The sequence below is a fragment of the Floridaenema aerugineum BLCC-F46 genome (assembly GCF_041929345.1).
In the GTDB taxonomy this organism is placed as follows: Bacteria; Cyanobacteriota; Cyanobacteriia; order Cyanobacteriales; family Aerosakkonemataceae; genus Floridanema; species Floridanema aerugineum.
Map to the genome: position 1 here is coordinate 1 of NZ_JBHFNQ010000125.1, position 24,363 is coordinate 24,363.

Consider the following 24,363-nt stretch of genomic DNA (forward strand, 5'->3'; position numbering starts at 1 on the left):
GAGCGACAGAAGCTCAAGCTGGCACGCACCTGTAGGTGTCATGAATTAGATAACGTTTACCTGAAGACTTAGGTGAACTGGTCACATCTTGGGCTCTTTCAAGCCCCCGTCACAGCGTAGCTTGACGGTGGGTTTGTGACTTAACAATTGCTTCAGTTAATCCCCCCAGGGTGTATTCTGTTGCTTCTATGTCAACTTTTCCTAGTAGTTGTTGACAGGTTTTGGAGGTTTGGGGGCCGATCGAAGCCACAGTAATTTTTTCTAACTTATCTAATGTTAATTTATCTTTAACTAACTGATAAAAATATTGCACAGTTTTGGAGCTAGCAAAAGTAATGATATCTATAGATTGCTGCTGTAATGCTTCTAAAATTTCCGGTGCAATTGAACTAGGACAACCGGACTGGTAAGCGGGAACTTCTGCTACTTTTGCACCTTTAGCGGTTAATTCTTGGACTAAAACTTCCCTCCCGCCTGTTTCCACTCTGGGAAAAAGAATCTTTTGGTTTGCTAACTCTTCAGGAAAATGTTCTACTAAAGAATCTGCCACAAAATCAGGCGGAATAAAGTCAGGAGATAAGCCATATTGTGCTAGAGATCCCGCCGTTTTTTTTCCGACAACCGCAATTTTAACTGGCTCTAAAATGTGCGGATTTTGCCCTTTGTCTTGCAATCGGCTAAAGAAGTAATCTACACCGTTAGTCGAAGTGAGAATTAACCAATCAAAAGTATGTAAATTAGCGATCGCTTCATCCAAAGCAAACCAACTCGAAGGAGGAGTAATTTCTAAAGCGGGCATTTCGATCGCTACTGCCCCTTGCTGTTGCAACAATTGGCAAAACTCGCTAGATTGTCCAGCCGCACGAGTTACTAGTATAGTCGTGCCTGCCAAAGGAAGTTCTGGGTTAATCTGATTCACGTTGTTATTAGTTCCAGAGCAATCTTGATAATTAAGCAGTTTAACTTAATCTGCTATCAAAATATATGATCTGAATCAATACTTTGCAAATAGGGGTGTAACCCTACAACCGCACCTATTACTATTACTGCTGGTGAAAGAGAAAAATTAGCTGTTACCTGAACGACATTTTGCAGTTCTGCTGTCCAAACTTGTTGTTCGGGATGTCCCGCCCAACGAATTACGGCGATGGGGGTTTTTGGCGATCGACCAAACCTCAGCAACCGAGTCACAATTTCCGCCAGATTTCTCCCCCCCATTAAAATCACCAAAGTTTCCATCCGAGAGATTGCCTCCCAATCCAACTCATCTGGTTCATGGGCGCTAAACACCGTAAAACAGCGACTTAACACGGGATCGGTCAAAGGAATTCCGGCTAATAAAGGTGCTGCTAAAGCCGAAGAAATTCCGGGTATGACTTCAAAACTACAACCAGAGCTTTTCAACGCTTGAATTTCCGAAGTACTGCGACCAAAAATAAACGGATCGCCACTTTTTAGCCGGACTACTTGTTTTCCTTGCTGACATTTTTCAACTAGCAAACAATTAATTTCAGCTTGTTTTGTGCTGGGTTTACCGCCACGTTTTCCCACATCAAACAGGCAACAATTTGCTGGTACTAACTGCAAAAGTTGAGCATCCACCAAAGCATCATACACTAAAACTTCCGCTTGCATTAACACTTTTTGTGCCCGCACAGTCAAGTAATCTAAATCACCTGGGCCAGCACCAACAATATAGACTTTGCCTGCTTGAATCGACATAAATTACTGCTTTGTGTTCAGTTGTTGGATCAATGTATCAATTTTTTGTGCTTCCTCATTTCTGCCTTGATTTGTAAATAACTCTTTAGCCTTTTGGAAATTAGCGATCGCCTCACTATTATTACTTTGGACTTTTGCCACTTCCCCTAATACCAAATAAGCCGGAGCAAAATCAGGCTTTAATTGCAACAACTCTCTAGCTTCCGCACTAGCTTCCGAGTATTTCTTTAGCTGTCCAAAAACCACTGCCAACTGCATTTGAGTAGCTGCCAATTGGTCATTTTGTTGTTGTTTTTTAAACAAATCCTTAGCCTTTTGCAAACTAGTTACAGCCTCCTCTGGTTTAGCTTGTCGCAGAGCAATTTCCGACACCAAAAGATGTGCCGGAGCAAAATCTGGCTTTAACTGCAACACTTCTCCCACTTGGGTGCTAGCTTCCGAGTATTTTTTTTGCTGTGCCAAAACCGCTGCCAACTGCATTTGAGTAGCTGCTAATTGGTCATTTTGTTGCTGTTTTTTCCACAAATCCCTAGCCTTTTGCAAATTAGTGACAGCTTCTGCTGGTTTACCTTGTCGCACAGCAACTTCCGACACCATCATATATGCGGGAGCAAAATCTGGCTTTAATCGCAACAGTTCTTTCGCTTGAGTACCAGCTTCGGCGTATTTTTTTTGTCGTCCCAAGAGCATTGCCAACTGCCATTGAGTAGCGGCTAATTGATCGTTTTGTTTTTGTTTTTTAAATAAATCCTTAGCCTTTTGCAAACTACTAATAGCTTCCTCTGGTTTATTTTCTCGCACAGCAATTTCTGCTAACAAAATATGAGCCGGAGCAAAATCAGGTTTGAGTGCAATAGCTTGCTGAATTTGAGTTCTAGCTTCCGCGAATTTACCTTGTTTTCCTAACAAATTAGCCAACTGAGCTTGCACGCCGACAGCTTGTTCTGTTCGCCCTTGTTTCTGCCATAAACCCTGAGCTTTTTTCAAACTTGCGATCGCCTCATCAGCCTTACCTTGCTCAGACAAAGCCATAGCTAAGACAATGTGAGCAGGTGCAAAATCCGGCTGCAAACGAATAGCTGTTTGTGATTGTGCGATCGACTCATCAAACTTCTTCTGTTCACCCAAAGCCACAGCCAACTTCATCACCGTCTCCACATCATCAGGCTTCAGACGCAAAGCTTCCCGATATTGAGAAGTCGCCTCATCCAACTTACCCTGACGCTGCAACAGCACCCCCAAATTAGTATGAACTACCGAATTTTTCGGATCTAACTCAATAGATTTACGCCAAGACTCTTCCGCACTTTTAAGATCCCCTTGTTGAGCACTAGCAATTCCCTTTTGATAAAAATCTGCCGCACTACCAGACGCAGGTGCAGCAGCTGTTGTAGCTGATTGGTCAATATTAGTTGGTTGGCTAATATTAGGAATACTTTCTACACTTGAACTCCCAGCCGTTGTACCCGGACTAGATTGTGCAATACTCGGCGTATTAGGAGCAGCCGGAACCGTACTAGGAACAGGTGTCGTAGCCGTTGAACTACTAGGTTGCCCAGAAGTTTTGCCATTCGTCGAGTTCGACGGCGAAGAAGAACACCCAACCGCAGCAAAGCCACAGCAAAGTACAGTAATCAGCAACAGGTGAATAGACTTGTGTTTTTCAGACATTCTTAAACAAAGGTTTTAACAATAACTCTTAGCCTAGTTTAAGCGCTCAAATCAAATAAAGGCAGAAGGGGGAGAAGAGGTAGGGAGGTGGGGAGATGAGAAGGTGAGGAGGTAGCAAAACCTCTATTCGTAGGGTGCGTTAACTAAGCGTGTAACGCACCATCCCACCTATTTGTAGGGTGCGTTAACTAAGCGTGTAACGCACCATCCCACCTATTTGTAGGGTGCGTTAACTAAGCTAGGACTTACGCACTCAGCCAGATTTTCAACGAGAGAATCAGCCTTGCAGCCTCATAACCAATGCCTAGAACAACGAAATTTCGTTTCAGTGCGTAAGTCCTATAAGCGTGTAACGCACCATCCCACCTATTCGTAGGGTGCGTTAACTAAGCGTGTAACGCACCATCCCACCATATTTAGTGGCGTAAGTCCTGAGTTAGTTAAATTATCTTCCCCCCCATTCCCTCATCTCCCCATCCCCCCATCCCCCCATCTCCCCATTCCCTCAGCGCCACTTCAGGAAATTCGATAACCAAAAAGGCTCTTTAGAAGGAGTGGGTTCAGGGTAGCCGCCTCGCAATAATGTCCAAGTAATACTATTGACGATGCCGTTATCTTTTAATTTATGCTTTTGTTGAAAGTCCTTAATAGCTAACTTAGTCTTCTGGTCAAAGATGCCTGTTCGGTTGATCTCATAACCATTGACTTGCAAGAGTCCCTGTAATTCATATACATCGCTGCCACTGTACCCCTGTCTGAGGACACGAGCACCTGGTTTCACAGAAGATTTTAAAGCAGCCCAGGTTTGCGGCCCGACTACGCCATTAATTCTTAAGCCGTGTTTTTTTTGAAATGACCTGACAGCGGCTTCTGTCAGGCTACCAAAGTCTCCGTCAATAATTCTAATAGTGTAACCGTGAGCGCGTAAGAGTCCTTGCAACTCTGCTACCGCAGGGCCAGAATCCCAAGGATGAATTTCTTTTCCTGTGAACGCCGCATCACAGGCGGTATCTGTAATTTTTTGATTCAAATTCATAGTAGCGACCTCCGCCGTAGGTTTTCAGTTTATGTTTTTTGGACAGCATAAGGCTGAGAAATAATATATTCCGTTGTGTTACTACAATAGCTATCGTTCTCTCGCCAGGATAGTTGCATGAGGGTAGAAGACAGGAGACAGAACTCAGGAGACAGGAGAAAGAAAATTATTCTGTTTTCTGTACAGACGTTGTATACAACGTCTCTACGGGCTCGTGTCTCCTAAAAAATGCTTTTTGTCCTGTTTTAGGTTGGTAGCCAATAAAATTTTTCCTGGGAAAAGCCTCTATCTCTGGAGAGAAAACGGTTACTTTTCTATATTTACTCTAGTAGTTTTGCCAAGCAAATACCAGCTTTAACAATCAAAATTTTGGGAACTAAAAGAAAAGACAGTCGCATTATCTGCCACTGTCTCTCTCTCACTCTCTCTAATGACCGCTAGCGTCTCCAAACAAATCTTCGGCAGAACAATTACCAGGAATTCCTTCTATTGTTGCCTTCCTCTTCGTAGTAGTCTTCATCACCAAACTCACCACCGCGAGACATTACCTCTTCTTGGGGATTGGTATATGGGTCGCCAGCATAAGGATCGGGCATATAACCACCGCCAGACATTCCCATATCCGCTGGGTCGCCGTAAGGGTCTTCACTGGCAGGACGCACATCACCGAACATCCCCATATCCGCTGGGTCGCCGTAAGGGTCTTCACTGGCAGGACGCACGTTACCATACATTCCTACATCAGCGGGATCGCCATAAGGGTCTTCACTGGCAGGACGCACGTTACCATACATTCCTACATCAGCGGGGTCGCCGTAGGGGTCTTCACTGGCAGGACGCACATCACCATACATTCCTACATCAGCGGGATCGCCATAAGGGTCTTGGCTAGCTGGATATACCTGTTCATCCTCTTGGTCATTATTGGAACCAAAAGCGATTTCGCCGATTTTTCTGAAAAATCCATCCACCATGATTCATTCTCCTATTTAAAGCTTTGGTTAAACGGCTGTGTAGATGGTTGAACTTCCACATAGCCTTGATTTGTCAAATGGTCTTTATCTTTGCTGGATACTAATGCGGAAAAGTCTTACAAAATGGGTTATTGTACTGGAGCTAAGTCTCTGAGATCTCTGCCTGTGGTTCTTCCGTTGTAACCTTGGAAGTCTTGGTATTGTCGGGCTTGTTCTTCGGGAACTCTGATTCCTCCGGGTGGTGGTGTTACCCACTGAGCACGACCTTGAGCATCACGATAGTAGACACGCCCGTTTTTGGAAAGATAATATTTGCCTGTTGACCCTTGCTCTTGTTTGTTCTTGTGTTGGTTGTACAGATAATAAAGTGCTGCTGCACCAGCCAAAATTGCTACTTTTTGTCCGGTTGATAGTCCTTGACGGGCTTGGGGTCTAGCAGGAGTTACAGGCGCGGTTCTATTAGCTGTATTTTGGACTGCGGGACGAGAATCGTTAACCGGAGTTTGGTTGGCTGTATTTGAGCCTCCACAAGAAGCAAGTATTGGTGCGCTTAAGCTTGTTGTCAGCAACAATGCTACGGTTTGTGTAAATTTTTTTCCTTTCGTAAGTATTTTATCCATTAATCTTTCCTGGTCTTTCTGGCGAGTAAGTTATGGTCGATGCAAGGGCTTGTAATTTTGCTTGATTACCAATAACTCTTTTGACTTTATAATTAAGTCTTTTCCTGACAAACTAAGGTTTGCAGATACTCGAATTTAGCCAAGATAGTTATTGGGTTTGATTTATTATTGCTGGCTATCCCAAATAGGTTCCTCCAACTTGGGATAGAATAATAGGTCATCCTGAAGAATGACCTGTTTTTGATTCGGCTAAGTGTAATGCTGTCAATTGTTAATTGTTGTACTTGAGCAGGCAAGTTAGGGGAAAGAGGAGATATTCTAAGAAGAATAGTTTCCAGATAAATTGATAGAATTTGGCGATCGCAGTTTTATCTTGTAAATCTACTTTTTGACTTTGCCACCAAAGTAAGCCTAGTGTGAACAGATGGGTGATGACTAGAAATATTCTATTAACTGAAGGTAGCCAGAAAATTCCCGCTATTATCATGCCTAAGTAGCAGGTGCTTAATAGCCAGAGTGAGAGGTTGAAGACGGTTTTTTGTCCTAGTTGAATGGTGAAGGTGGTAATGTTGTATTGTTTGTCGCCTTCCAGGTCGGGTATGTCTTTAAAGATGGCGATCGCAATTGTAAACACCAGAATAAATAAGGTTAATGCCCAAACTTCTGGGGTAATTACTTGTTTGGCTTGCAATACCCAACGAAAGTGTAGATATAGTCCTAAGTTGACGATCGCTCCTCGCACTGTAAAAATACAGATCGCTGCCCAAAATGGAAACCGCTTTAAGCGAATCGGTGGTAAGGAATAAGCTGTGCCAATGGCTAAACTAATTCCTACCATTCCCAGGAGAAATGGCCCCATTAATCCGGCGATTAATAAGGCTAAAATTCCTGAAATGCTGATAATTAAGATTGCTTGTTTGCGGGTAAATTCTCCTGATGCTAAGGGCAAATGTGGTTTATTAATTTTGTCAATTTCTACGTCTTCTATTTGATTTAATCCGACTATGTAAATGTTGCCGCCAAGACAAGCAACCCAAGCGCCTAACAATTGCCAGAGTAGTGATAGGTTAATATTGTGATTTACCGATGCGATCGCTATTAAATACAGCCCGATCGCACTGCAAGTAGTACCAATTACAGTGTGAGGACGGGAAAATTTCCAATAGGGATAAAACCAAGGTTTTGCTGGTTGGTTACAGGCAGAATCTACAATTGTAGCGGGAAATGAGGAAGTTTTTTGTCTAATTTCTTTCATTATCTTCTTGATCGGGTTTCTCGCTTGATTTTAATCTAAATATTAATCAAAAGATAACTTCCGATCGAGGTTTTTATTGCCAATCGATTCTGTTAAAATAGAAATTTTTATGCTGTGTAATTAATGTAGAGACGTTTCATGAAACGTCTCTACATCTGTTGTAAATTTGGGATTATTTATTGCCACAAAGCAAGCCGAATCTGATTAATCCGCGTTCGTATCCTCGCTGCATTAATCCGAGAGACATTGCGCCTTGAATTGTAGACCAACCGGAAAAGAGTAAGCCGATTATTGCTTCTAAACTAAAAGCTGAATCAATGACGACATTCCAAAAAGGTGCGACGGCTTTTGACCAATCTGCGGTGCGGATGTTTTGGAAAGATAGATTTTTGGCGATCGCTTCATATTCTGGCAAAGATATCACGAATGGTAAACAATAAACTCGATAAATTTCTGCCAAATGATGTAGTTCATCAGGTGTTAATGGCTGATTTGGCGACATAGTTGGACGATGACACCAAGTAGCCATTAAAAAAGTTCCACCTGGCTTTAATACTCGATAACATTCTCGTAAAAATTGCTCTTTATCTGCCATGTGTTCCCCACTTTCCATTGACCAAACAAAGTCAAAAGAAGCATCAGCAAAAGGCATTTGCAAAGCATCTGCGACTAAAAACTGGGTTTTTTCACTCATTCCGGCTGTCGCCGCCCTTTCTTTCGCCCTAGCCGCTTGTACAGGACTCAGGGTAATTCCCGTAGCTGTAGCGTTGTATTTTTGCGCCAAATATAAAGAACTTCCACCAATACCGCAACCTACATCTAGAATTTTCTCAGCTTGCTGTATTCCCGACCATTTCAGGAGTTCTTCAATCAAATCAATTTGCGCCTGACGACGTTCCTTTTTGATGTTTCCCTCCGAACCATAGTAACCGTGGTGCATGTGTTCGCCCCACACCTTTTCCCAAAGTCCAGAGGAAGCGTCGTAAAATTCCTGAATTCTTTGATTTAGGGTAGATGGCATAGAAGATGTCTCTGTGTTAAGTTCTGTAACATTAACAATTAGCCTAACAGAGGAGGTCAATCGATTTTAATTTTTCGATTTTTGATTTTAAACTAAAGTACTCAGAAAGCAGTAAGCTGCAAAAAGACTACTAAGTAAAGATTCGATGACCATATCTAGAACCATTTGTTTAGGTTTTCTCGCTGTAATCACTTTTGGGGCTCTCCTTTTAATGATGCCTTTCTCGACTAGCAGTGGGAATTGGAATGACCCTATTGTGGCATTGTTTACCTCTACCTCTGCGGTTTGTGTGACTGGGCTATCTGTGGTAGACCCTGGAAGTTACTTTTCTTTTTGGGGACAGTTGATTCTAGTTGCTCTTGTCCAAATTGGGGGACTGGGGTATATGACAACGACAACTTTTTTAATTTTGCTGGTGGGAAGGAGGTTTGATTTACGGCATAAAATGGCGATTCAACAAGCGTTGGATCGCCCAGGATTGCAAGAAGCTCCCCAATTAATTCGCTCAGTTATCGCTACTACGATGATTTTTGAAATAACAGGGATTTTCTTATTAATGCCTGTGTTTGCGCCCAAGTATGGGTTAAGTAAAGGTTTGTGGCTGTCAATTTTTCACAGTGTTAATTCTTGGAATAATGCTGGTTTTAGTTTGTTCAACGATAGTTTTATTGGCTTTCAATCCTCGGTTTTGTTAATTGCTGTAGTGACGGGATTAATTATTTTTGGGGGAATTGGCTATGGGGTGATTTTTGAGCTTTTTTTGTGGTGGCGCGATCGCATTCAAGGCAAAAAAGCTTGTATTAGATTCTCTTTAAATTTTAAAGTTGCCCTGAGTACAACGATCGCGCTTTTAGTCTTTGGCACAATTGCTTTCTTTTTTATCGAATGGAGGAACCCAGGAACATTTGGGCCGATGAATTTTGGGGAAAAAGTACTCAATGCTTGGTTCCAATCTGTGACTCCCAGAACTGCTGGATTTAACACTATTGATATCGGAAAAATGACCACTGCAGGGTTATTTTTAACTATTGCTCTGATGTTTCTTGGTGCTAGTCCGGGAGGTACAGGCGGAGGAATCAAAACTACAACTGTGCGCGTTCTCACTAGTGCGACAAAAGCTATTTTACAAGGGCAAGAAGAAGTTGTTCTCTATAAACGCGAAGTAGCTATTTCGTTGATTTTAAAAGCGGTTGGAGTCTTAATTGGTTCAGTTGCTACTGTGCTACTTTCGACAATTTTGATTTCCCTTACCGATCCAAATTTCGACTTTCTGCAAATTCTTTTTGAAGTTGTCTCAGCTTTTGCTACGGTCGGTCTTTCGACGGGAATTACTGCTAGTCTCTCAGTATTAGCCAAGATAGTTTTAATTTCCACTATGTACATCGGTCGGGTGGGAGTTTTATTGTTGATGGCAGCACTTTTAGGAGATCCCCGTCCTAAATCAGTTCGTTATCCAGAAGAAACTCTTTTAGTGGGATAATGTTTATATTGCCCATACCTTGTTACCCTAAAAAGTAATAGTAATCAATTCAATTTCAATATAAGTTATGAGTCTGTCATCGTTGAATTTTTTCCGCAGTTTACGTAAAGGAAATAACCAGTTTGCTGTAATTGGTTTAGGTCGTTTTGGTAGGGCTGTCTGCTCCAGCTTGTATAAAATGGGATACGAAGTAATGGGAACAGATGTAGACGAAAAAAGAGTTTCCCAAGCATTAACAGATCAGGTACTTTCTCATGCGGTGCAGCTAGATTCTACTGAACCTTCAGCGCTCAAGGAATCAGGAATTTATGAGTTTGATACGGTAATAGTGGCGATCGGGAATTATCTGGAAGAAAGCATTATTACTACACTCAATTTAAAGGAAGCTGGTGTTCCTCATGTGGTAGCAAAAGCTTCTTCGGAAGTTCATGTTAAGCTATTAAAACGAGTTGGTGCAGATCATGTGGTTTATCCAGAACATGAAGCTGGGTGTGAGTTAGCGCGAGCTTTAACTAAACCAAACATTATCGAAAGATTTGAGTTAGACCCAGAAAATAGTATCGTAGAATTGATTACTCCCGATGTGTTTCACAATAAAACTATCGCCGAATTACAACTGCGTAATCGCTACGGGGTGAATATGTTGGCTGTCAGTTATGATGGCAAGTTTGAGATTAATCCTAACCCCAACAAACGATTAGAGAAGGGTTCAGCAATGGTAGTGATTGGTTCTAATAAAGATATCAATCGCCTACCAATTTAACTAATTTTGCTATTTCTTAGTCTCCCAGCTTTGTTTAATTTGATTGATTAATTCGGTAAGTTCTGTCGCCTTGGAGTTGTTACCTTGGTCTTCATAAATTTTCCTAGCTCTTCTTAAGGATGAGAGGGCATTTTCTAATTTACCTTCCTCGTACAACAGCATACCTAAATTGTAGTGAGCAACGGGATCTTTTGGCTGACGACGAATTGCTTCGTTGTAAGCTGCGATCGCTTCTTCTGGTCGATCTTGTTGAACTAAAAGATTCGCTAAACTAATTTGTGCTGTCACTAATTTAGGATCGAGAACTGTGACTCTTTGGTAAGCTTCTATCGCCTCATCAAAGTTTCCTTGTTGCTCTAAAGCTATGGCTAAATTTAACAAAGCGTTGACTTTTCTGGGATTGAGAGCGATCGCTTGACGATAAGCATCAATTGCACCATCCAACTGTTTTTGCTCATACAATGCTACTCCCATATTGTAGTAAGCATTTGGGTTACGGGAATTAATAGCAATCGAACGTTGGTAAGCTGCGATCGCATCATCTAATCTACCTTGGCGATACAATGCTATGCCTAAATTGTAATGAGCCTCAGCTAAAGAAGGATCTAATTGAATGGCTTTAGAAAATTCTGCGATCGCATCTGCATTCCGACCATTTTGCAACAACACATTGCCCATATAATGATAAGCCATCGCAATACTAGGGTCACGTTCCACAGCTTTTTGAAAAGCCGAATAAGCTGCGGCTAAATTTCCCTCAGTGTATCTGTTAACTCCTTCCTGAAAATAACCCGCTGCTTCCAAATCTTGAGTATAAACGCCTTGAATTAGCTGTTTTGTTCCTGGCAAACTAATAGCAGGTTTACCCACAGCAATAGGTGTGAAAAACACAGCGGTAACAATGACAAGTAGATGACTATAAAAGATCTGTTTCAACATATTCGGTCGAGCGGAGAATTGTAGTTAAGGGTGGACAAAATTGGTTAACATTAAGTTAACAAACCACTAAATTTTAATTAATCCTGGCTTCTGGCAAAATCAGCATAGCATCGCCAAAAGAATAAAAGCGGTAATTTTGTGCGATCGCATCCTCATACAAAGACAACAACCGTTTCCTTCCGATCAAAGCACTAACCAGCATCATTAAACTAGAACGTGGTAAATGAAAATTCGTAATCAATCCCTCCACCACACGCCATTTATAACCGGGATAAATAAACAATTCAGTTTGACCGCAAAAAGGTCGTAATTCCCCATTTTGCGCTGCTCCTTCTAAAGAACGCACTGCTGTCGTTCCCACCGCAATAATTCTACCCCCTCTAGCCTTAGCCTCCTGAATTTTTGCCACTGTCGCCGCTGAAATCTCTACCCATTCCCCGTGCATTTGATGATTAGTAATTTTTTCTACTTCCACAGGTCGAAAAGTACCTATCCCAATATGCAAGGTGACAAAAGTTTGTTCAATTCCTTTCGCTGTTAATTTCTCCAATAACTCAGGAGTAAAGTGTAACCCAGCTGTCGGCGCTGCTACTGAACCTGGAGTCTGTGCATAAACAGTTTGGTACTGTTCTGCTAGAGATTGCGACTCTTTAATATAAGGAGGTAAAGGTACATGACCAAACCGATCTAAAATTTGAATTAAAGATTTTCCTTCCGGTAATTTAAATTGTAAAATTCGCCCGCCTGTAGCTTCATCTTTTTCCAGAATTTTTGCACTTAAAATAAAATCTGGCTGCCGATCTAAAGAATTTTTAGCTTCCAAATAAATTTCCGCTCCCGGTAGTAAGCGTCTACCCGGTTTTACCAAAGCTAACCAACAGTTATTCTGTTGCTCTTGAAGTAGCAAAATTTCTACAGGTGCGCCTGTAGATTTACGCCCGTAAAGTCTAGCATGAATCACACGAGTGTTATTCATCACCAGTAAATCTCCCGGGAGGAGCAATTCTACTAAATCGCGAAACACTCGATCACTGTGCTCGGTGGGGGAATCAACTACCAACAAGCGAGCGCTATCTCTCGGTGTTACCGGATTTTGGGCGATGCGCTCTTCAGGAAGTTGATAGTCGTAAGCAGATAATAAGAGGTCTTCGTTGCTCTCCCCAACAGGACTGGAAGATAAAAAGGATGCAGATTTTGGCTGGTTCATGCAAGATTTCAGTTCAGTTATAGTTCTTAATTTAACTCGTTAAAATCCCTTTCCTTTTACATACTTGAAAAATTTTTGAAATTTTTCGCGGACTATGAGATATTAATGATATATGAGCCGGAAATTTATTTTGCTCCTAATTCAACATCTTTCCCACCGAGTGAGAGTAAGAATTGGCATATCTTTATAGTTTTGTAAAGTTTTTATTCTACCTTGCGATACTTGATTTTATTATCTTAATAAAGCGGCAAAGATTAGCAACTAAATTGGGTAAACCTACCCAAGCAAATTAGGGGGGTTTTCCCCAGTATAAATTCCTCTTTTTTAGTGACAATATAAGGTGTAGCATTTGCTTTGCCCCCAAGCACCCCTTATGGATTACCTGTACTTCTTAGCTAACGCCAGTCTTACCCAAAGAGTAGTTGAGTTTTTACATAAAAATAACCAACTTCCCCTGTACTCTGTAACCGTTTTGCACCAAATTGACGGTTGGGTAATTAAAGTAAAAATGAGTAAGGAACTAGACTCTTATCTAGATGGCAACTTTAGAGCTTATCTGAGTGAATTAGGCATTCCTTACCAACCGGAAGTGCGCGTGAAGATGGCGCTTTGGAGTTTGGATGCAGGTGAACCACCGATCGAAGTAATGCGCCGTTATCAAGTAGCAATAGTGTCTCATGGTAGACCAGACAAAGAAGAAATTGAGACATTCCGTAAGCAATTTGTCAATGGGTTAGGATATTGCCCAGAAACTTTGGCTTAACCTGTATTTACCCCCTAATGTTTTTCCAATTTGTCATCGATCGTAAGTCAGGAATAGAAATATTTATAATATAAGACTTTAGATAGATGACAAATTAAAAATCATAGTTTATTGCTGACTCAATGTAGTGTTGTAAAACGAGTCGATATTCCGCAATATGTACAGTTGACTGTTGAATGAAGTCATCTGTATTTTTTAAGGGGCTAAAGCAGGAATAATTAGTAGTAATACTACTGTTAGAATTGGTTTCTTGAGATAAATTATTTTTTACCCTTTGACAAGTAACTAAAGCGACATCAAATCTACAGATTTTTTCAGCAAAATTGCCTGAAGCGAGAAATAATTGTGCTGTTTGCCAAAGTTTAGCTTGTTTTTGGGGAGTGATAGATAATAAACCATCATGATCCCAATTTCCGCGACTTCGAGTTTTGACTTCGACAAAGAGCAATAAATTTGACTGGTTTTCGGCGATGATGTCTATCTCTCCCCAGCGACAGCGCCAGCGACGATGGAGAATGCTCCAACCTTGTTCTTGCAACCATTGTGCAACTAGGTCTTCTCCTAATGCACCGAAATCGGGATAATTAGATACTGAACGATTCGCCATTTACTGTAAGCAGCATGAATTTTCGACTAGACAATCGGATTTCCAGGATATTACTCAGTTTATGGCTCTGGGCAGTAATTTGCTTAGTAGCTTTTGTAGGAACTGCGACTCCAGTTCTAGCTTTGGATTATAACAACGAAGCTCTGGTTGGTGCAGATTTTTCTAATCGGGAGTTAACTGATTCTAGCTTTACTAAAGCAAATCTCCGCAGTAGCGATTTTAGCCATGCAAATTTACGGGGAGTGAGTCTTTACGGGGCTAACTTCTTATATGCTAATTTGGAAGGTGCCGATCTTTCATATTCAACGATCGCAACTGCTCGTTTTACCAAAGCTAATTTGAAGGATGCAATTTTAGAAGGTGCTTTTGCTTTCAATGCTAAGTTTGAAGGCGCAAATATTGAAGGTGCTGATTTCACGGATGTTTTATTCCGGGACGATCAGCTAGAATTCCTTTGTAAAATTGCTACAGGTACTAATCCTGTTACCGGACGTGATACCCGCGAAACTTTAATGTGCCCTTAAAGTTGTAATAAATCGGAGATGGAAACTTGGCATTGTGCTTCTAATTCCATACTCCGTTGTCTGTAATGTATTAATTCATGGGAAGATTTTTCCCACAGTTCTGTTGCTGTGAAGTAGTCTGTTTTTTTCAACAGTTCACTAAAGTAAAAATATTGTTTCTCACACATTACTTGTTCCATACGAATAATCGCTGCTTTGATTAATTCCCCTGCTCGTTGTAAGTCTTTCTCTGCGAGTTCATCTAAAATAAATAGGCGGGAAGCTTGCGCCATTTCTTTGGGAAATTCTATCGCTTTATCTTGCAGTTTAGAAATCAGGTTTTCCGTAGTTAAATTAATATCAAATTCTCGGATTTGTTGCCACAAAAACCGATGATGAGAAAAGCTAAATTCTAGTTCCTGTTTTTCTAAACGATCGATGATATCTTGGCGATATTCGGGACAGTGAATATAAAGACGCAATAATAAAGCTTCGGCTATTTTTAAAAGGTCGTCTCGCTGAGTTGTGACTACTTTTTCTGCGTCAGCATTTTGCTTTTTAACTATGCGAAGTTGGGGTTTGACTTGGGGATAATTACGCTTAACTAAGTTCTCTACCAATAATGGCATTTGTAGAGATTGATTCTGGCAAATTAATGCTTTCCAGTGTTGAACAACTTTATTAAGTAGATTTTGAGAAATTAATGGTATTTGCCGGGAATCGCCTTTGCTCAAGCGTTCGGCGCATTGATTAACATAATGGGTTAGCTGATTATCGTCGATGATGCTACTAAGAATTTTCACCATTTCTTCGGCAACTTGCTGATATTGATTTGCTTGTTTGAGGTCTTTTCCTTCTAACAATTGTTCAAGTTGCCAAGCTAACCACAAAGGCGCTTCATTTAATAAATTTTGATATTGTTCTGCGGAATATGTTCTTAAGTATTCGTCCGCATCTTTGCCATTGGGAAGGTTGAGAATGCGGAGTTGAATTTCGCCTCGATAAGCTAAGTTAGCGATTTCTCCGATCGCTCTTTTGGCGGCGGTATTACCAGCTTTGTCAGCATCGAAATTTAAAACTAATTGTTTGGATTCGTTATAACGCAAAAGTAATTTTACTTGGTCTAAACTTAAAGCAGTTCCCAAGGAGGCGACGGCGTTAGTAATTCCCTTGGCGTGGAGTGCGATCGCATCAAAATAACCTTCCACTACTACTGCTAAATCTTGCTTGGAAATCGCATCTTTCGCCTTATCCAAAGCAAACAAAGTTTTGCCTTTATTAAATAGTTGTGTGTCGGGAGAGTTGAGATATTTGGGTTGTTCGTCAGCGAGAGTTCTGCCGCCAAAACCGATAATTCTGCCTTGGAAATCGTGAATGGGAATAATTAGGCGATCGCGAAAATAATCATAATAGCTAACTTGGGATTCTTTGCGCCGACGAATCAATCCCGCCTGTTCTACCAATTGCACAGAAAAACCCTTTTGTTCTACCAAATATCGATAAAGAGTTTCCCAACCCGCAGGCGCATAACCTAACTGAAACTTTTGAATTGTTTCATCATTTAACTGTCGTTGCGATCGCAAATATTCTAAAGCTGCTTTTCCTGAAGGTTGATACAAAGCGTGTTGATAAAACGCTGCTGTTACTGCCAGAATTTCAAATAATTGCTCTCTTAAAGTTAGTTGGCGTTGCAGTTCTTGACGTTGTTCCGATTCCAATGTTTGCACTGGTATGGAATAGCGTCGTGCTAAATTTAACACTACGTCAGCAAAAGATTGTTTTTCTAGTTCCATGAGGAACGTAATTACATTTCCCCCAGCTTGACAACCGAAGCAATAATACATTTGCTTGTGGGGACTGACGCTAAAACTGGGAGATTTTTCATCATGAAAAGGGCATAAACCTTGGAAATCTTTACCTCGTTTGCGTAAAACGACTTTTTCCGAGATGACTTCTACGATATCAGCCCGTTGTTTAACTTGTTCGATCGTGTCTGGATGCAGGCGAGGTATTTGCATCGGTGGCTTATCTTTTGCAACTTAAATTGCCATTCCATTATAGGCTACCCAACCCAGATCCCCGACTTCTTCAAGAAGTCGGGGATCTACGAGTAACTTACCATTTTCTCCCTTCTGTACCTCAGAGTACTTAAGTGATATTACGGTAATTGTTAATAATTGTCTCACAGGCGACTAAAAAATTGGTGGTTTTACTGTATCTTTAAGATAAATAGATAGTTTTGCATCGCGATCGGAAAAAGTTAGGAAAATTTTTCTGAATCCGATGCTAAGGGGTGCATCTATATATTGGATAGAGCAGAGAGAAAAAATAATCCAACTGATCGATAAGTAAGAATACGGGAAAGTGAAGTTCGACACTAAGTAATCTTACAAGCCGATCGGTTTCCGATTACAGGCGGCGCTGTGAGAGGAATTCAAGATTTATCATCTTGAACTATTAAGTCCTGCTTGTTTTCAAGCTAATTTCCCTGTCTTTAAAAAATTGGCGAGGTTGAATTATGGAACTGCTAGCTTATATCTACATGACTTTGGCGCAAAAACCAGACTTACAAAAAGGCTCTAAATCTAAGAATTTGGAGAAACAAGAAAGCCAAGAAATTTTTCAATATGTAGCTGTGGGATTATAGTTAGCTACTCTCTCGATCGTTCAGCGATTGAAATTGCGACTACACAAAACTTAGTTTGCTTGACAAGGACTAAAGAATCAAGGGGTATTTAAGCCGGATTGGGTATGAAGTTTTATTTGGCAATGATTCCCGGAATTTGAAGATATTTTCGGGAATCATTTAGCATAAATATTTAGTTTACTATAGCTCAAGCTGACTTGAAAAAGCGAATAATTTCCCGGACATGATCGAGAAATTGTCCATCGGTGGAAAGTTGGGCGATCGCTTGTTCTGCTTCTCGCGATAATCTGTTATGTTCGGCTTGATTATTAGCTTTTAAGTCTTCTAAATTAGCAGCAATGCGGTTTAAATCATGGCGTGTTGCTTCCCCTTGTCTTTGTTGTCTAGCTACCCAAGAGTCGGGATATTCGGGATTTAAGTTTTCTTCGATTCTTTGCACAGTTGCTTCTAATTGCGTAAAGCGGCTGCGTAATTCTAAAATATCTTCACGAGGATATTTAACTTGTTGGCGAATCATGGTTAATCTGGCGGCTAAATATTGATAGGCGCGAACTGCTGGACGTAAAATTGTTAGTAATAAAGCCGCAACAGAACCAAGATAACCGATCGCACTAATCCCCAGAACTGCTAAAGTATAGAAGCCGATCGCAGAAATTAGGTGGAGAGTGATGGCGATGAAGAGCGATCGTTTGGCGATAATTCGAGCATAATTTACTTGTTTTTGGTCAATTTTAATCCCTTTTTCAGTTGATTCTGTAGCCTCGGCAATTACTTCTTTAGCTTCAAAATGGATATTCCAAGGTATAGTGACAATTGCTAACAACCATTCAAAAATAGCCACAGCAATTACCCAGTCAAGAAAACTACCTGTGGGAATTTGTAACCATTTTAAAATGCCAAAAACTAACAATACGGAAAAGACTATGCCAATGTTAATACTGATGACGCTGTAATACATTTGAGTCACCGAAAAGATATTGTTTATTGTGTCGATCTTGGCTAATTGTAAAAATAATGATTGCTGGTATGTGACGGTTTTATAGGCTTCACATGGGTTTTTGCAGGGGTTAGATTAACTGAGATCGATCGATTTCAGTTGTCCGTATTTGTCAAACTGAATTGTTACCATTCCGTAGGGGCAATCAGCAGTGATAGTTTGATTTTGCAATTCTTCATCAACAACTTTAGCATCTAATTGAGGGTCATCGAATCTAATTTCTAGAAAGTATCCTGAGTTAGAATTTGGCTTGGCATCTTCTGCACCTTTTTGTGCTAAGATTTCTTGGATTTCGGAAATATGAATTTTCGCCATTATCATTACCTCTAGGTCAGTGGAATAAAGTCACCGCTAGCAATGCGGTTTCTGACTAAGTTTGTCCGAATTGGCCCGACTGAAATTATTCGCTGACTGTCGCCAGAAAGAGTAATTCTTAGAAGTCGGCCTTCTACTTCTTGGATTATATTAATATTGTTGCTTCTGGTGTCTAAGAAACGTTGCGCTGATGGGTTGTTTGCTAAACGCAGTAAGTCATCTACATTAAGTTTACCAGTCAGGCTGCCTAACCGCTCATCGTTTAACTGCTGAAATACGCGAGGATGAATATCCAATCAGTTTAATAACTCCTTTACACCAGATCTTGATTGATTATTATTTTAAGCGATCGTACTCTCTAAATTTCACTTTTTATGGTTAATGTAATAGTATATCCTGGCGTGAACAATGACGAATTCTCTAAATAACAATGACAAAAAAGACACTTGGCTTAGACAATCAACTCTATGATTACTTTTTATCTGTTTCTGTCAGACAGCCAGATGTTTTGCGGCGGTTGCGCGAAGAAACAGCTAATCATCCTTATGCTACAATGCAAATTTCGCCAGAACAAGGTCAATTTATGGCTTTGTTAGTGCAGTTAATTGGCGCAAAGAAAACTTTAGAAATTGGCGTTTTCACAGGTTACAGTTCTCTTTCTGTAGCTTTAGTTTTGCCCCCAGATGGCAAGATAATTGCTTGTGATATTAGTGAGGAATATACTAATATTGCTCGTCGCTATTGGCAAGAAGCCGGAGTAGCAGAAAAAATTGATTTGCGAATTGCACCCGCTTTAGATACTTTAGCGCAATTATTAGCTTCGGGAGAACAAAAAACTTTTGATTTTGCTTTTATCGATGCGGATAAAGGGAATTATCAAGAATATTATGAACGCTGTTTAAAATTAATCCGTCCTGGTGGGTTAATTGCCATTGATAATGTACTTTGGTCGGGAAGAGTTGCCGATCGCCAAGTGCAAGATGAAAGTACGCAGGCGATCCGTAAATTTAACGAGAAACTATTCCAAGATGAACGAGTCAGTATCAGTATGGTACCTATTGCTGATGGTTTGACTTTGGCACTGAAACGTTAATAGACATCTGCTTTCAAAGATTGTAGAGACGTTGTATACAACGTCTCTACAAGGTTCCTTGTATACAACGTCTCTACAAGGTTCCTTGTTACGAATTAGTGATAACGTTCTTCGATCCACATCCGCATTTCGGCTTCAGAATCTAAGCTAATAGAATTACCTGTATTGGGGTCGTAAGCGTTCCACCATGTATGACCTGCGCGATCGCGACTTTGCCAAACTCTTAATTCGCTTGCCTGATTAATTAATGTGACAAATCGTTCACAAATATTGTTAATCAATGTTGCTAATTTGGACTTAATTCCTTGCAAGTGAATACTGGAAGTTAACGGTGAGTTTGATTGATTTTTATGTAAAGAATTGTGCAGCATTTTTTTAGACTTCTCCTGATAAAGGCTTTTTTAAATCTGTCTATAAATCTAATGTACCCTTGATTCAATTAAGGAACCATCTATTCCTTGAATAGCTTATATGAATAAAATCGATAGATAGGAAGAGGAATGAGGCTGCGGTTTTTGGGACAATCTAAACAGTGCGTGTGAAAGCTATATGAATGAAATCAATAAAAGTCAGATCAAACTCTCTCAGTTGCTTGCTTTAGTTGCAGTAGCAGAACACAGAAATTTCAGCGAAGCAGCATTGCATTTAGAAATGTCTCAATCAGCAGTTAGTCATGCTATTGCTAGCTTGGAAGAACAGTTGGGAGTGGTGTTATTTTACCGAGGTCGTCATGGCGCACATTTAACGCCTGTGGGAGAACGAATTAAAGTTCATGCAAGGGAAATATTACGATCGGTATATGCCATTGAAAAAGAAGCTGATTTAGAAAAAGGTTTACAAGGCGGAGTTGTACGAATTGCTTGTTTTCGCAGTGTAGCAACGCATATTTTACCGACTGCGATCGCCAAATTTCACACCCTATTTCCTGATATCAATGTCAAAATTACAGAAAATGACAGTTTTTTTAGCATAGAAGACAGTTTGCGTGCAGGTTTTGCTGATATTGGCTTTACTTACTTACCTTCTAGTGATGAATTTGAAACTTGGGAAATTCTGCGAGATGATTACATCGTTCTTTTACCACCAAACAGCAATTTAGATACTAAAGAAATTTCTTGGCAACAGTTAGCAAAATTACCCTTAATTATCAGTGCCTTAACTCCCTGTCATGATTACATCCTACCCTATTTGAATCAAGCCGAATACCCACTGAATATTGCTTATGAAATACGGGAAGATTCCACAATTGTAAGTATGGTAGGAAAAGGTTTAGGCGCAGCTATAATGCCTCGTTTGGCTGCTGAACCTTTACCCCTTGGTATCAAAGAATGTAATTTACCCGTACCTTTGCAAAGAATAATTGGAGTAGCAATTTTAGCAAATGCTCTTCATTCTCCAGCAATTTACGCTTTTTTAGATGCTTTAAGAAATACTGGTAATTTTGCTAAAAAAGTAGCTGTTTAATGTGTGAGTATTTAGCCGTTTGTCATCTGTCATTTGTGTGATATCAATGATTAACAAAAACCTCCTGATAAATGAATAATAATCGGCAAAATTTGCCAAAATACCTCTCTAGTCAGACCATGCTTAATCTATGGGTAGAAGCTGATTTGAATGGGCAGTAGCTATGATTTTGAGAGTAATAAAAACTTTGATAAATCAGGACTTTTAATCGCTCATGAAAAACATACTTTCTGCTAGTCTGATAGGAACTGGAATGGTTCTTGCTTTAGCATTTGTAGCTGTAGCCGAGCAATCTGAACGTCAACCTAGCACATTACAAAACCGCCAAAATACCACAGAACAAAATCAAAATAGATTAAGTTCTTCAGATAGGCTGTTTATGAATAGAGCAGCACAAGGTAACTTAGCAGAAATACGCTTGAGTCAGTTGGCATTGCAGAGAGCAAGCAGTAATGATGTTAAGCAGTATGCACAACAAATGATCGATCAACATAGGCAAGCAAATAATCAATTGATGCAGCTTGCTGGTCAAAAAGGTGTTACTTTACCTAGACAATTAGATGCTCAACACCAACAAATAGAACGACAATTACAAGGACTTTCTGGTGCAAGTTTCGCTCGAGCTTATATGAGAGCAATGGTAAACGATCATGCTCAAACTGTGGCTTTGTTTCAACGACAAACTCAACAAGGTCAAGATCAAGATGTGGTAACTTATGCTTCCACATTTTTGCCAGCTATTCAGCAACATTATGCTATGGCTAATAGTATGATTCGTGACTTGGCAAATCGATAGTTAGATTTTTAACTGTTGCGGAAAAGGGCAATAATTAGTTAGAGCGATCGCTAATTTATCCGATTTGCGGAAAATAGCGATAGGTACTTACGTACAGGCGATTGCTCAACTAACCAGTTCCTTTAGTACCGCATTACTATGACACTTGCCACAGGATCTCGATCGGAATTTAAGCTACTTTTGGCATAGTGGCAAACTTCGATAACGTAAAATCGCTCATTGTTTAATTTGAGTTTTTCTTCTAAACAAGGAACTCTAGAAAATAGTTCTGTACCAAATAGAAAATTACCCTTAGTTGTTCTGATATACAAATCAACTGCTACAAAGAGCATAAGTTTATTTAGGGGAGTATGTTAATTCTATTTTCCAAATTTTTTTTATTAAGTCGGGATCATAATGGTAATTTTTGAACAACTTTTTATAAAGATAGTCAACTCAATTGTTAAAATTCATTAAAGTAGGCGGGGTAGCGGACAGTTCCGCCCAAATTATGCAAAGCATCAGGTTTTAGTCCCAAAATCATAAATGTTTCATCATTGAGAACCCCGACTTTGCAGAAGTTGTCAGGGTTCTGGTTAATTGGATTAAAATCTAAACAATAATGCTATACCCACTAAAGCTAACAAGACTCCAACAATGGCGCGAAAACTGATTTTTTCTCCCAGCCAAATTGCAATGGGTAAAACAAAAAGTGGACTAGTTGCGTTTAGGGTTTGGGCAATTCCAGCCGGGGCAAATTTTAGGGAAATTTGTTGTAACCAAATGCCTAAGTAAGTGCCAATAAAGGAAGTAAAAGTAATGATTACCCATAATTTTATTGTGAGTAAAGGTTGGGATTTCTGAATGGTATTTTTCTGAAGTTTTAGGTTGATTATTAATAGCAAAATTAGCAGGAAGAACTGTCCTGTGGTTAATCTAATTAGGGTACTCCACAGGGGACTAATTGTGGTTTGAGTTAGTGCTAAACGGGATAAAATTACAGCGATCGCATCGCCAAAAGTTGATACCATCGCCCAGAGAATACCTTGCCAAAAAAACGCTTCTTTGCCATTCGTTCCCGGAACTCTTTCGCTAACTACCCAAGCTACTCCTATTAGGGTGAGAAAAATTCCGCACCAAGCGGCAACGGAGAGAGTCTCTTGTAAAAAAACTAAAGCTATTAAAGCTACTAACGGCGAGGTTAGTATTTTTAATAACAGCGTGCGTCTTGCGCCTAAAGAGTTAAGCGCCGCAAATAAAGCTGTATCTGCGATCGCAATTCCAATCGCGCCACTGAGTAACAATAACCAAAAAGCTAAAGGATCGATCGCTGGTAATGTTTGTTCTGACAGCAAAAGCGTGATTACTAAAAAAACAATTGCGATCGCACCTTTAAGGAAATTTAACTCCAGTGGCCCAATGCGTTGTCCCACCTTTGACCAGACCACAGAAGCGATCGCCCACAGAAAAGCAGCACTTAGCGCCGCCAGTTCACCTTTAAAATTCGTCACCCCAAAATTGGGAAAATTTGCTATATAAGACATCAAATAAGCCTAAGTCTCTTAGATTAGGAGTAGAGGAATGAAGTACACTTTCGACATTCTCGGAGTCTCTCCAATTTTATACTTTTTTAATCAACAACAAGAGAGAAAAGAACAAAAATATAAGACCGGAGTGGAATATGTCGCCGCATACAAATGTACCCTGGACGCATTAATTCAATCTGTAGAAAATGTTCCTAATTACCGAGGTTGGGATTTAGATGCAGCGATCGACACGGTAGTTAATTTCTGGGTAAATAACTCAGATAGTATCAAATATTGGAAAGAACGCTTAAAAGATGCCGGAAGCGAAAATCTTTTAGTCGGAAGAGTTGCCAATGTCAAATCCTTAAAAGCCGAATTTGAAAACCTACTGGACAAAAATCGTTAATACCTGAAACATTTTCGCACTGACCAAGTGTAAAAGTATAAGCTGTCGTGCATTTAAATCATATATTCTCTGTTCAGGAGTTCCCTTTAACCATTTAAATGCCGAACAGCTTATTCCATTTCTGCGACTCTTAGAGAATACCCGGTTGCTAGGAGGTAAAATTGCTATAATGTCGAACTACAACTCTCAAAACCGGGTTTATTTGGAATTTTGTTATAATTGGGAGATTAATTGTTATACTGTTTTAGGTAAAATTAGATAAGTTGTTATTAATAAGGTATTTTCAAAAATGACCAAAGAAAGTGCCCATAAATTCCTAGAAGATGCTACTAGTGATTTGTCCTTAAGAGAAAAGATGAAAGAAGCTAGTAACCCGGAAGAATTCATTAAAATAGCGGAAAAGTTGAACTACACTTTTACAACTCAAGAACTCAAAGATGTGATCTCAGAAAATAGTGAAAATGTCACGATGAGAAGGCACACAGGAATTTGGCCTTGGCTGCGTGATGTCCATTGGATTTGAGTTCATCCCCGGTAGAATTCTGTGTTTTATTCAGGAGAAAGGGTAAAGCTGAAGGA

The 24,363-nt window shown here is 40.1% G+C and carries 25 protein-coding genes and 2 pseudogenes; 10 read left to right on the forward strand and 17 right to left on the reverse strand.

Features of this window, described 5'->3' with window-relative positions:
- Positions 1-109 precede the first annotated feature (109 nt).
- The 7 genes and pseudogenes from cobA to ACE1CC_RS16555 all read right to left on the reverse strand — a co-directional run bounded on the left by cobA (position 110) and on the right by ACE1CC_RS16555 (position 8,299).
- Positions 110-1,722: pseudogene (cobA, locus tag ACE1CC_RS36850) on the reverse strand (uroporphyrinogen-III C-methyltransferase).
- A 3-nt stretch (positions 1,723-1,725) separates the two neighbouring features.
- Positions 1,726-3,393 (reverse strand): tetratricopeptide repeat protein, encoded by a 1,668-nt coding sequence (locus ACE1CC_RS16530; RefSeq protein ID WP_413271532.1) that lies wholly within the window; start codon positions 3,391-3,393, stop codon positions 1,726-1,728.
- Positions 3,394-3,898: 505 nt separating this feature from the next.
- Entirely contained in the window at positions 3,899-4,429 is a 531-nt protein-coding gene (locus ACE1CC_RS16535) for a peptidoglycan-binding domain-containing protein (RefSeq protein WP_413271533.1), read from the reverse strand.
- Between the two features lie 620 nt (positions 4,430-5,049).
- Positions 5,050-5,403, reverse strand: a pseudogene (locus tag ACE1CC_RS16540) (translation initiation factor); the annotation flags it as partial.
- Positions 5,404-5,531: 128 nt separating this feature from the next.
- Complete coding sequence (locus ACE1CC_RS16545; protein WP_413271535.1) at positions 5,532-6,023, reverse strand: hypothetical protein; 492 nt, start codon at positions 6,021-6,023, stop codon at positions 5,532-5,534.
- Positions 6,024-6,294: 271 nt separating this feature from the next.
- A complete protein-coding gene (locus tag ACE1CC_RS16550) occupies positions 6,295-7,278 on the reverse strand; it encodes a homogentisate phytyltransferase (RefSeq protein WP_413271536.1) in 984 nt (327 codons plus the stop codon).
- Positions 7,279-7,450: 172 nt separating this feature from the next.
- The gene (locus ACE1CC_RS16555) at positions 7,451-8,299 is read right to left on the reverse strand and encodes a methyltransferase domain-containing protein (protein WP_413271537.1); all 849 of its coding nucleotides are present in this window, start codon (positions 8,297-8,299) and stop codon (positions 7,451-7,453) included.
- A gap of 145 nt (positions 8,300-8,444) precedes the next feature.
- On the opposite strand from ACE1CC_RS16555, the gene ACE1CC_RS16560 reads away from it, so the two are divergent.
- Positions 8,445-9,779, forward strand: a complete 1,335-nt coding sequence (locus ACE1CC_RS16560; protein WP_413271538.1) for a TrkH family potassium uptake protein — start codon at positions 8,445-8,447, stop codon at positions 9,777-9,779.
- A 67-nt stretch (positions 9,780-9,846) separates the two neighbouring features.
- The gene (locus ACE1CC_RS16565) at positions 9,847-10,542 is read left to right on the forward strand and encodes a potassium channel family protein (protein ID WP_413271539.1); all 696 of its coding nucleotides are present in this window, start codon (positions 9,847-9,849) and stop codon (positions 10,540-10,542) included.
- A gap of 9 nt (positions 10,543-10,551) precedes the next feature.
- Here ACE1CC_RS16565 and ACE1CC_RS16570 read toward each other — a convergent pair whose 3' ends face one another.
- Both ACE1CC_RS16570 and queA read right to left on the reverse strand, forming a co-directional pair.
- Positions 10,552-11,481, reverse strand: a complete 930-nt coding sequence (locus ACE1CC_RS16570) for a tetratricopeptide repeat protein (protein WP_413271540.1) — start codon at positions 11,479-11,481, stop codon at positions 10,552-10,554.
- A 73-nt stretch (positions 11,482-11,554) separates the two neighbouring features.
- The gene (gene queA, locus ACE1CC_RS16575; protein ID WP_413271541.1) at positions 11,555-12,688 is read right to left on the reverse strand and encodes a tRNA preQ1(34) S-adenosylmethionine ribosyltransferase-isomerase QueA; all 1,134 of its coding nucleotides are present in this window, start codon (positions 12,686-12,688) and stop codon (positions 11,555-11,557) included.
- Positions 12,689-13,061: 373 nt separating this feature from the next.
- On the opposite strand from queA, the gene ACE1CC_RS16580 reads away from it, so the two are divergent.
- The gene (locus ACE1CC_RS16580; protein ID WP_413265364.1) at positions 13,062-13,451 is read left to right on the forward strand and encodes a hypothetical protein; all 390 of its coding nucleotides are present in this window, start codon (positions 13,062-13,064) and stop codon (positions 13,449-13,451) included.
- 94 nt (positions 13,452-13,545) lie between these two features.
- Here ACE1CC_RS16580 and ACE1CC_RS16585 read toward each other — a convergent pair whose 3' ends face one another.
- Entirely contained in the window at positions 13,546-14,058 is a 513-nt protein-coding gene (locus tag ACE1CC_RS16585; RefSeq protein ID WP_413271542.1) for a YraN family protein, read from the reverse strand.
- 14 nt (positions 14,059-14,072) lie between these two features.
- On the opposite strand from ACE1CC_RS16585, the gene ACE1CC_RS16590 reads away from it, so the two are divergent.
- Positions 14,073-14,582 (forward strand): pentapeptide repeat-containing protein, encoded by a 510-nt coding sequence (locus ACE1CC_RS16590; RefSeq protein ID WP_413271543.1) that lies wholly within the window; start codon positions 14,073-14,075, stop codon positions 14,580-14,582.
- Here the strand turns inward: ACE1CC_RS16590 and dnaG are convergent.
- Complete coding sequence (gene dnaG / locus ACE1CC_RS16595; RefSeq protein ID WP_413271544.1) at positions 14,579-16,579, reverse strand: DNA primase; 2,001 nt, start codon at positions 16,577-16,579, stop codon at positions 14,579-14,581. The genes ACE1CC_RS16590 and dnaG overlap by 4 nt on opposite strands.
- Before the next feature lie 500 nt (positions 16,580-17,079).
- Between dnaG and ACE1CC_RS16600 the strand changes: the two genes are divergently transcribed.
- Positions 17,080-17,208 carry a hypothetical protein gene (locus tag ACE1CC_RS16600; protein WP_413271545.1) on the forward strand — a complete coding sequence of 43 codons (129 nt, stop codon included), beginning with the start codon at positions 17,080-17,082 and terminating at the stop codon, positions 17,206-17,208.
- A 187-nt stretch (positions 17,209-17,395) separates the two neighbouring features.
- On the opposite strand, the gene ACE1CC_RS16605 is transcribed toward ACE1CC_RS16600, so the two are convergent.
- The 3 genes from ACE1CC_RS16605 to ACE1CC_RS16615 form a co-directional block, all read right to left on the reverse strand.
- On the reverse strand, positions 17,396-18,166 hold the full coding sequence (locus tag ACE1CC_RS16605; RefSeq protein WP_413271591.1) for a hypothetical protein: 771 nt from the start codon (positions 18,164-18,166) through the stop codon (positions 17,396-17,398).
- 114 nt (positions 18,167-18,280) lie between these two features.
- Entirely contained in the window at positions 18,281-18,520 is a 240-nt protein-coding gene (locus ACE1CC_RS16610) for a hypothetical protein (protein WP_413271546.1), read from the reverse strand.
- Between the two features lie 11 nt (positions 18,521-18,531).
- Positions 18,532-18,816, reverse strand: coding sequence for a hypothetical protein (locus ACE1CC_RS16615; protein WP_413271547.1), 285 nt, complete (start codon positions 18,814-18,816; stop codon positions 18,532-18,534).
- 134 nt (positions 18,817-18,950) lie between these two features.
- On the opposite strand from ACE1CC_RS16615, the gene ACE1CC_RS16620 reads away from it, so the two are divergent.
- Positions 18,951-19,613: a class I SAM-dependent methyltransferase gene (locus ACE1CC_RS16620; RefSeq protein ID WP_413271548.1), complete on the forward strand. Its 663-nt coding sequence runs from the start codon at positions 18,951-18,953 to the stop codon at positions 19,611-19,613.
- 95 nt (positions 19,614-19,708) lie between these two features.
- On the opposite strand, the gene ACE1CC_RS16625 is transcribed toward ACE1CC_RS16620, so the two are convergent.
- Positions 19,709-19,984 carry a hypothetical protein gene (locus tag ACE1CC_RS16625; protein ID WP_413271549.1) on the reverse strand — a complete coding sequence of 92 codons (276 nt, stop codon included), beginning with the start codon at positions 19,982-19,984 and terminating at the stop codon, positions 19,709-19,711.
- Positions 19,985-20,162: 178 nt separating this feature from the next.
- Between ACE1CC_RS16625 and ACE1CC_RS16630 the strand changes: the two genes are divergently transcribed.
- Positions 20,163-21,077: a LysR family transcriptional regulator gene (locus ACE1CC_RS16630; protein ID WP_413271550.1), complete on the forward strand. Its 915-nt coding sequence runs from the start codon at positions 20,163-20,165 to the stop codon at positions 21,075-21,077.
- 214 nt (positions 21,078-21,291) lie between these two features.
- Positions 21,292-21,873, forward strand: a complete 582-nt coding sequence (locus ACE1CC_RS16635) for a DUF4142 domain-containing protein (protein ID WP_413271551.1) — start codon at positions 21,292-21,294, stop codon at positions 21,871-21,873.
- Positions 21,874-21,995: 122 nt separating this feature from the next.
- Here ACE1CC_RS16635 and ACE1CC_RS16640 read toward each other — a convergent pair whose 3' ends face one another.
- Both ACE1CC_RS16640 and ACE1CC_RS16645 read right to left on the reverse strand, forming a co-directional pair.
- On the reverse strand, positions 21,996-22,205 hold the full coding sequence (locus tag ACE1CC_RS16640; protein WP_413271552.1) for a hypothetical protein: 210 nt from the start codon (positions 22,203-22,205) through the stop codon (positions 21,996-21,998).
- A gap of 252 nt (positions 22,206-22,457) precedes the next feature.
- Positions 22,458-23,396, reverse strand: a complete 939-nt coding sequence (locus ACE1CC_RS16645; protein WP_413271553.1) for a DMT family transporter — start codon at positions 23,394-23,396, stop codon at positions 22,458-22,460.
- 37 nt (positions 23,397-23,433) lie between these two features.
- On the opposite strand from ACE1CC_RS16645, the gene ACE1CC_RS16650 reads away from it, so the two are divergent.
- Positions 23,434-23,784, forward strand: coding sequence for a hypothetical protein (locus tag ACE1CC_RS16650; RefSeq protein ID WP_413271554.1), 351 nt, complete (start codon positions 23,434-23,436; stop codon positions 23,782-23,784).
- Positions 23,785-24,073: 289 nt separating this feature from the next.
- Positions 24,074-24,307, forward strand: coding sequence for a Nif11-like leader peptide family natural product precursor (locus ACE1CC_RS16655; protein WP_413271555.1), 234 nt, complete (start codon positions 24,074-24,076; stop codon positions 24,305-24,307).
- Positions 24,308-24,363 lie beyond the last annotated feature (56 nt).

Coding starts and splice junctions, on each gene's coding strand:
- ACE1CC_RS16530 (WP_413271532.1), bottom strand. CDS start 3,393: ATGTCTGAAAAACACAAGTCTATTCACCTGTTGCTGATTACTGTACTT.
- ACE1CC_RS16535 (WP_413271533.1), bottom strand. CDS start 4,429: ATGAATTTGAATCAAAAAATTACAGATACCGCCTGTGATGCGGCGTTC.
- ACE1CC_RS16545 (WP_413271535.1), bottom strand. CDS start 6,023: ATGGATAAAATACTTACGAAAGGAAAAAAATTTACACAAACCGTAGCA.
- ACE1CC_RS16550 (WP_413271536.1), bottom strand. CDS start 7,278: ATGAAAGAAATTAGACAAAAAACTTCCTCATTTCCCGCTACAATTGTA.
- ACE1CC_RS16555 (WP_413271537.1), bottom strand. CDS start 8,299: ATGCCATCTACCCTAAATCAAAGAATTCAGGAATTTTACGACGCTTCC.
- ACE1CC_RS16560 (WP_413271538.1), top strand. CDS start 8,445: ATGACCATATCTAGAACCATTTGTTTAGGTTTTCTCGCTGTAATCACT.
- ACE1CC_RS16565 (WP_413271539.1), top strand. CDS start 9,847: ATGAGTCTGTCATCGTTGAATTTTTTCCGCAGTTTACGTAAAGGAAAT.
- ACE1CC_RS16570 (WP_413271540.1), bottom strand. CDS start 11,481: ATGTTGAAACAGATCTTTTATAGTCATCTACTTGTCATTGTTACCGCT.
- queA (WP_413271541.1), bottom strand. CDS start 12,688: ATGAACCAGCCAAAATCTGCATCCTTTTTATCTTCCAGTCCTGTTGGG.
- ACE1CC_RS16580 (WP_413265364.1), top strand. CDS start 13,062: ATGGATTACCTGTACTTCTTAGCTAACGCCAGTCTTACCCAAAGAGTA.
- ACE1CC_RS16585 (WP_413271542.1), bottom strand. CDS start 14,058: ATGGCGAATCGTTCAGTATCTAATTATCCCGATTTCGGTGCATTAGGA.
- ACE1CC_RS16590 (WP_413271543.1), top strand. CDS start 14,073: ATGAATTTTCGACTAGACAATCGGATTTCCAGGATATTACTCAGTTTA.
- dnaG (WP_413271544.1), bottom strand. CDS start 16,579: ATGCAAATACCTCGCCTGCATCCAGACACGATCGAACAAGTTAAACAA.
- ACE1CC_RS16600 (WP_413271545.1), top strand. CDS start 17,080: ATGGAACTGCTAGCTTATATCTACATGACTTTGGCGCAAAAACCAGAC.
- ACE1CC_RS16605 (WP_413271591.1), bottom strand. CDS start 18,166: ATGTATTACAGCGTCATCAGTATTAACATTGGCATAGTCTTTTCCGTA.
- ACE1CC_RS16610 (WP_413271546.1), bottom strand. CDS start 18,520: ATGGCGAAAATTCATATTTCCGAAATCCAAGAAATCTTAGCACAAAAA.
- ACE1CC_RS16620 (WP_413271548.1), top strand. CDS start 18,951: ATGACAAAAAAGACACTTGGCTTAGACAATCAACTCTATGATTACTTT.
- ACE1CC_RS16625 (WP_413271549.1), bottom strand. CDS start 19,984: ATGCTGCACAATTCTTTACATAAAAATCAATCAAACTCACCGTTAACT.
- ACE1CC_RS16630 (WP_413271550.1), top strand. CDS start 20,163: ATGAATGAAATCAATAAAAGTCAGATCAAACTCTCTCAGTTGCTTGCT.
- ACE1CC_RS16635 (WP_413271551.1), top strand. CDS start 21,292: ATGAAAAACATACTTTCTGCTAGTCTGATAGGAACTGGAATGGTTCTT.
- ACE1CC_RS16640 (WP_413271552.1), bottom strand. CDS start 22,205: ATGCTCTTTGTAGCAGTTGATTTGTATATCAGAACAACTAAGGGTAAT.
- ACE1CC_RS16645 (WP_413271553.1), bottom strand. CDS start 23,396: ATGTCTTATATAGCAAATTTTCCCAATTTTGGGGTGACGAATTTTAAA.
- ACE1CC_RS16650 (WP_413271554.1), top strand. CDS start 23,434: ATGAAGTACACTTTCGACATTCTCGGAGTCTCTCCAATTTTATACTTT.
- ACE1CC_RS16655 (WP_413271555.1), top strand. CDS start 24,074: ATGACCAAAGAAAGTGCCCATAAATTCCTAGAAGATGCTACTAGTGAT.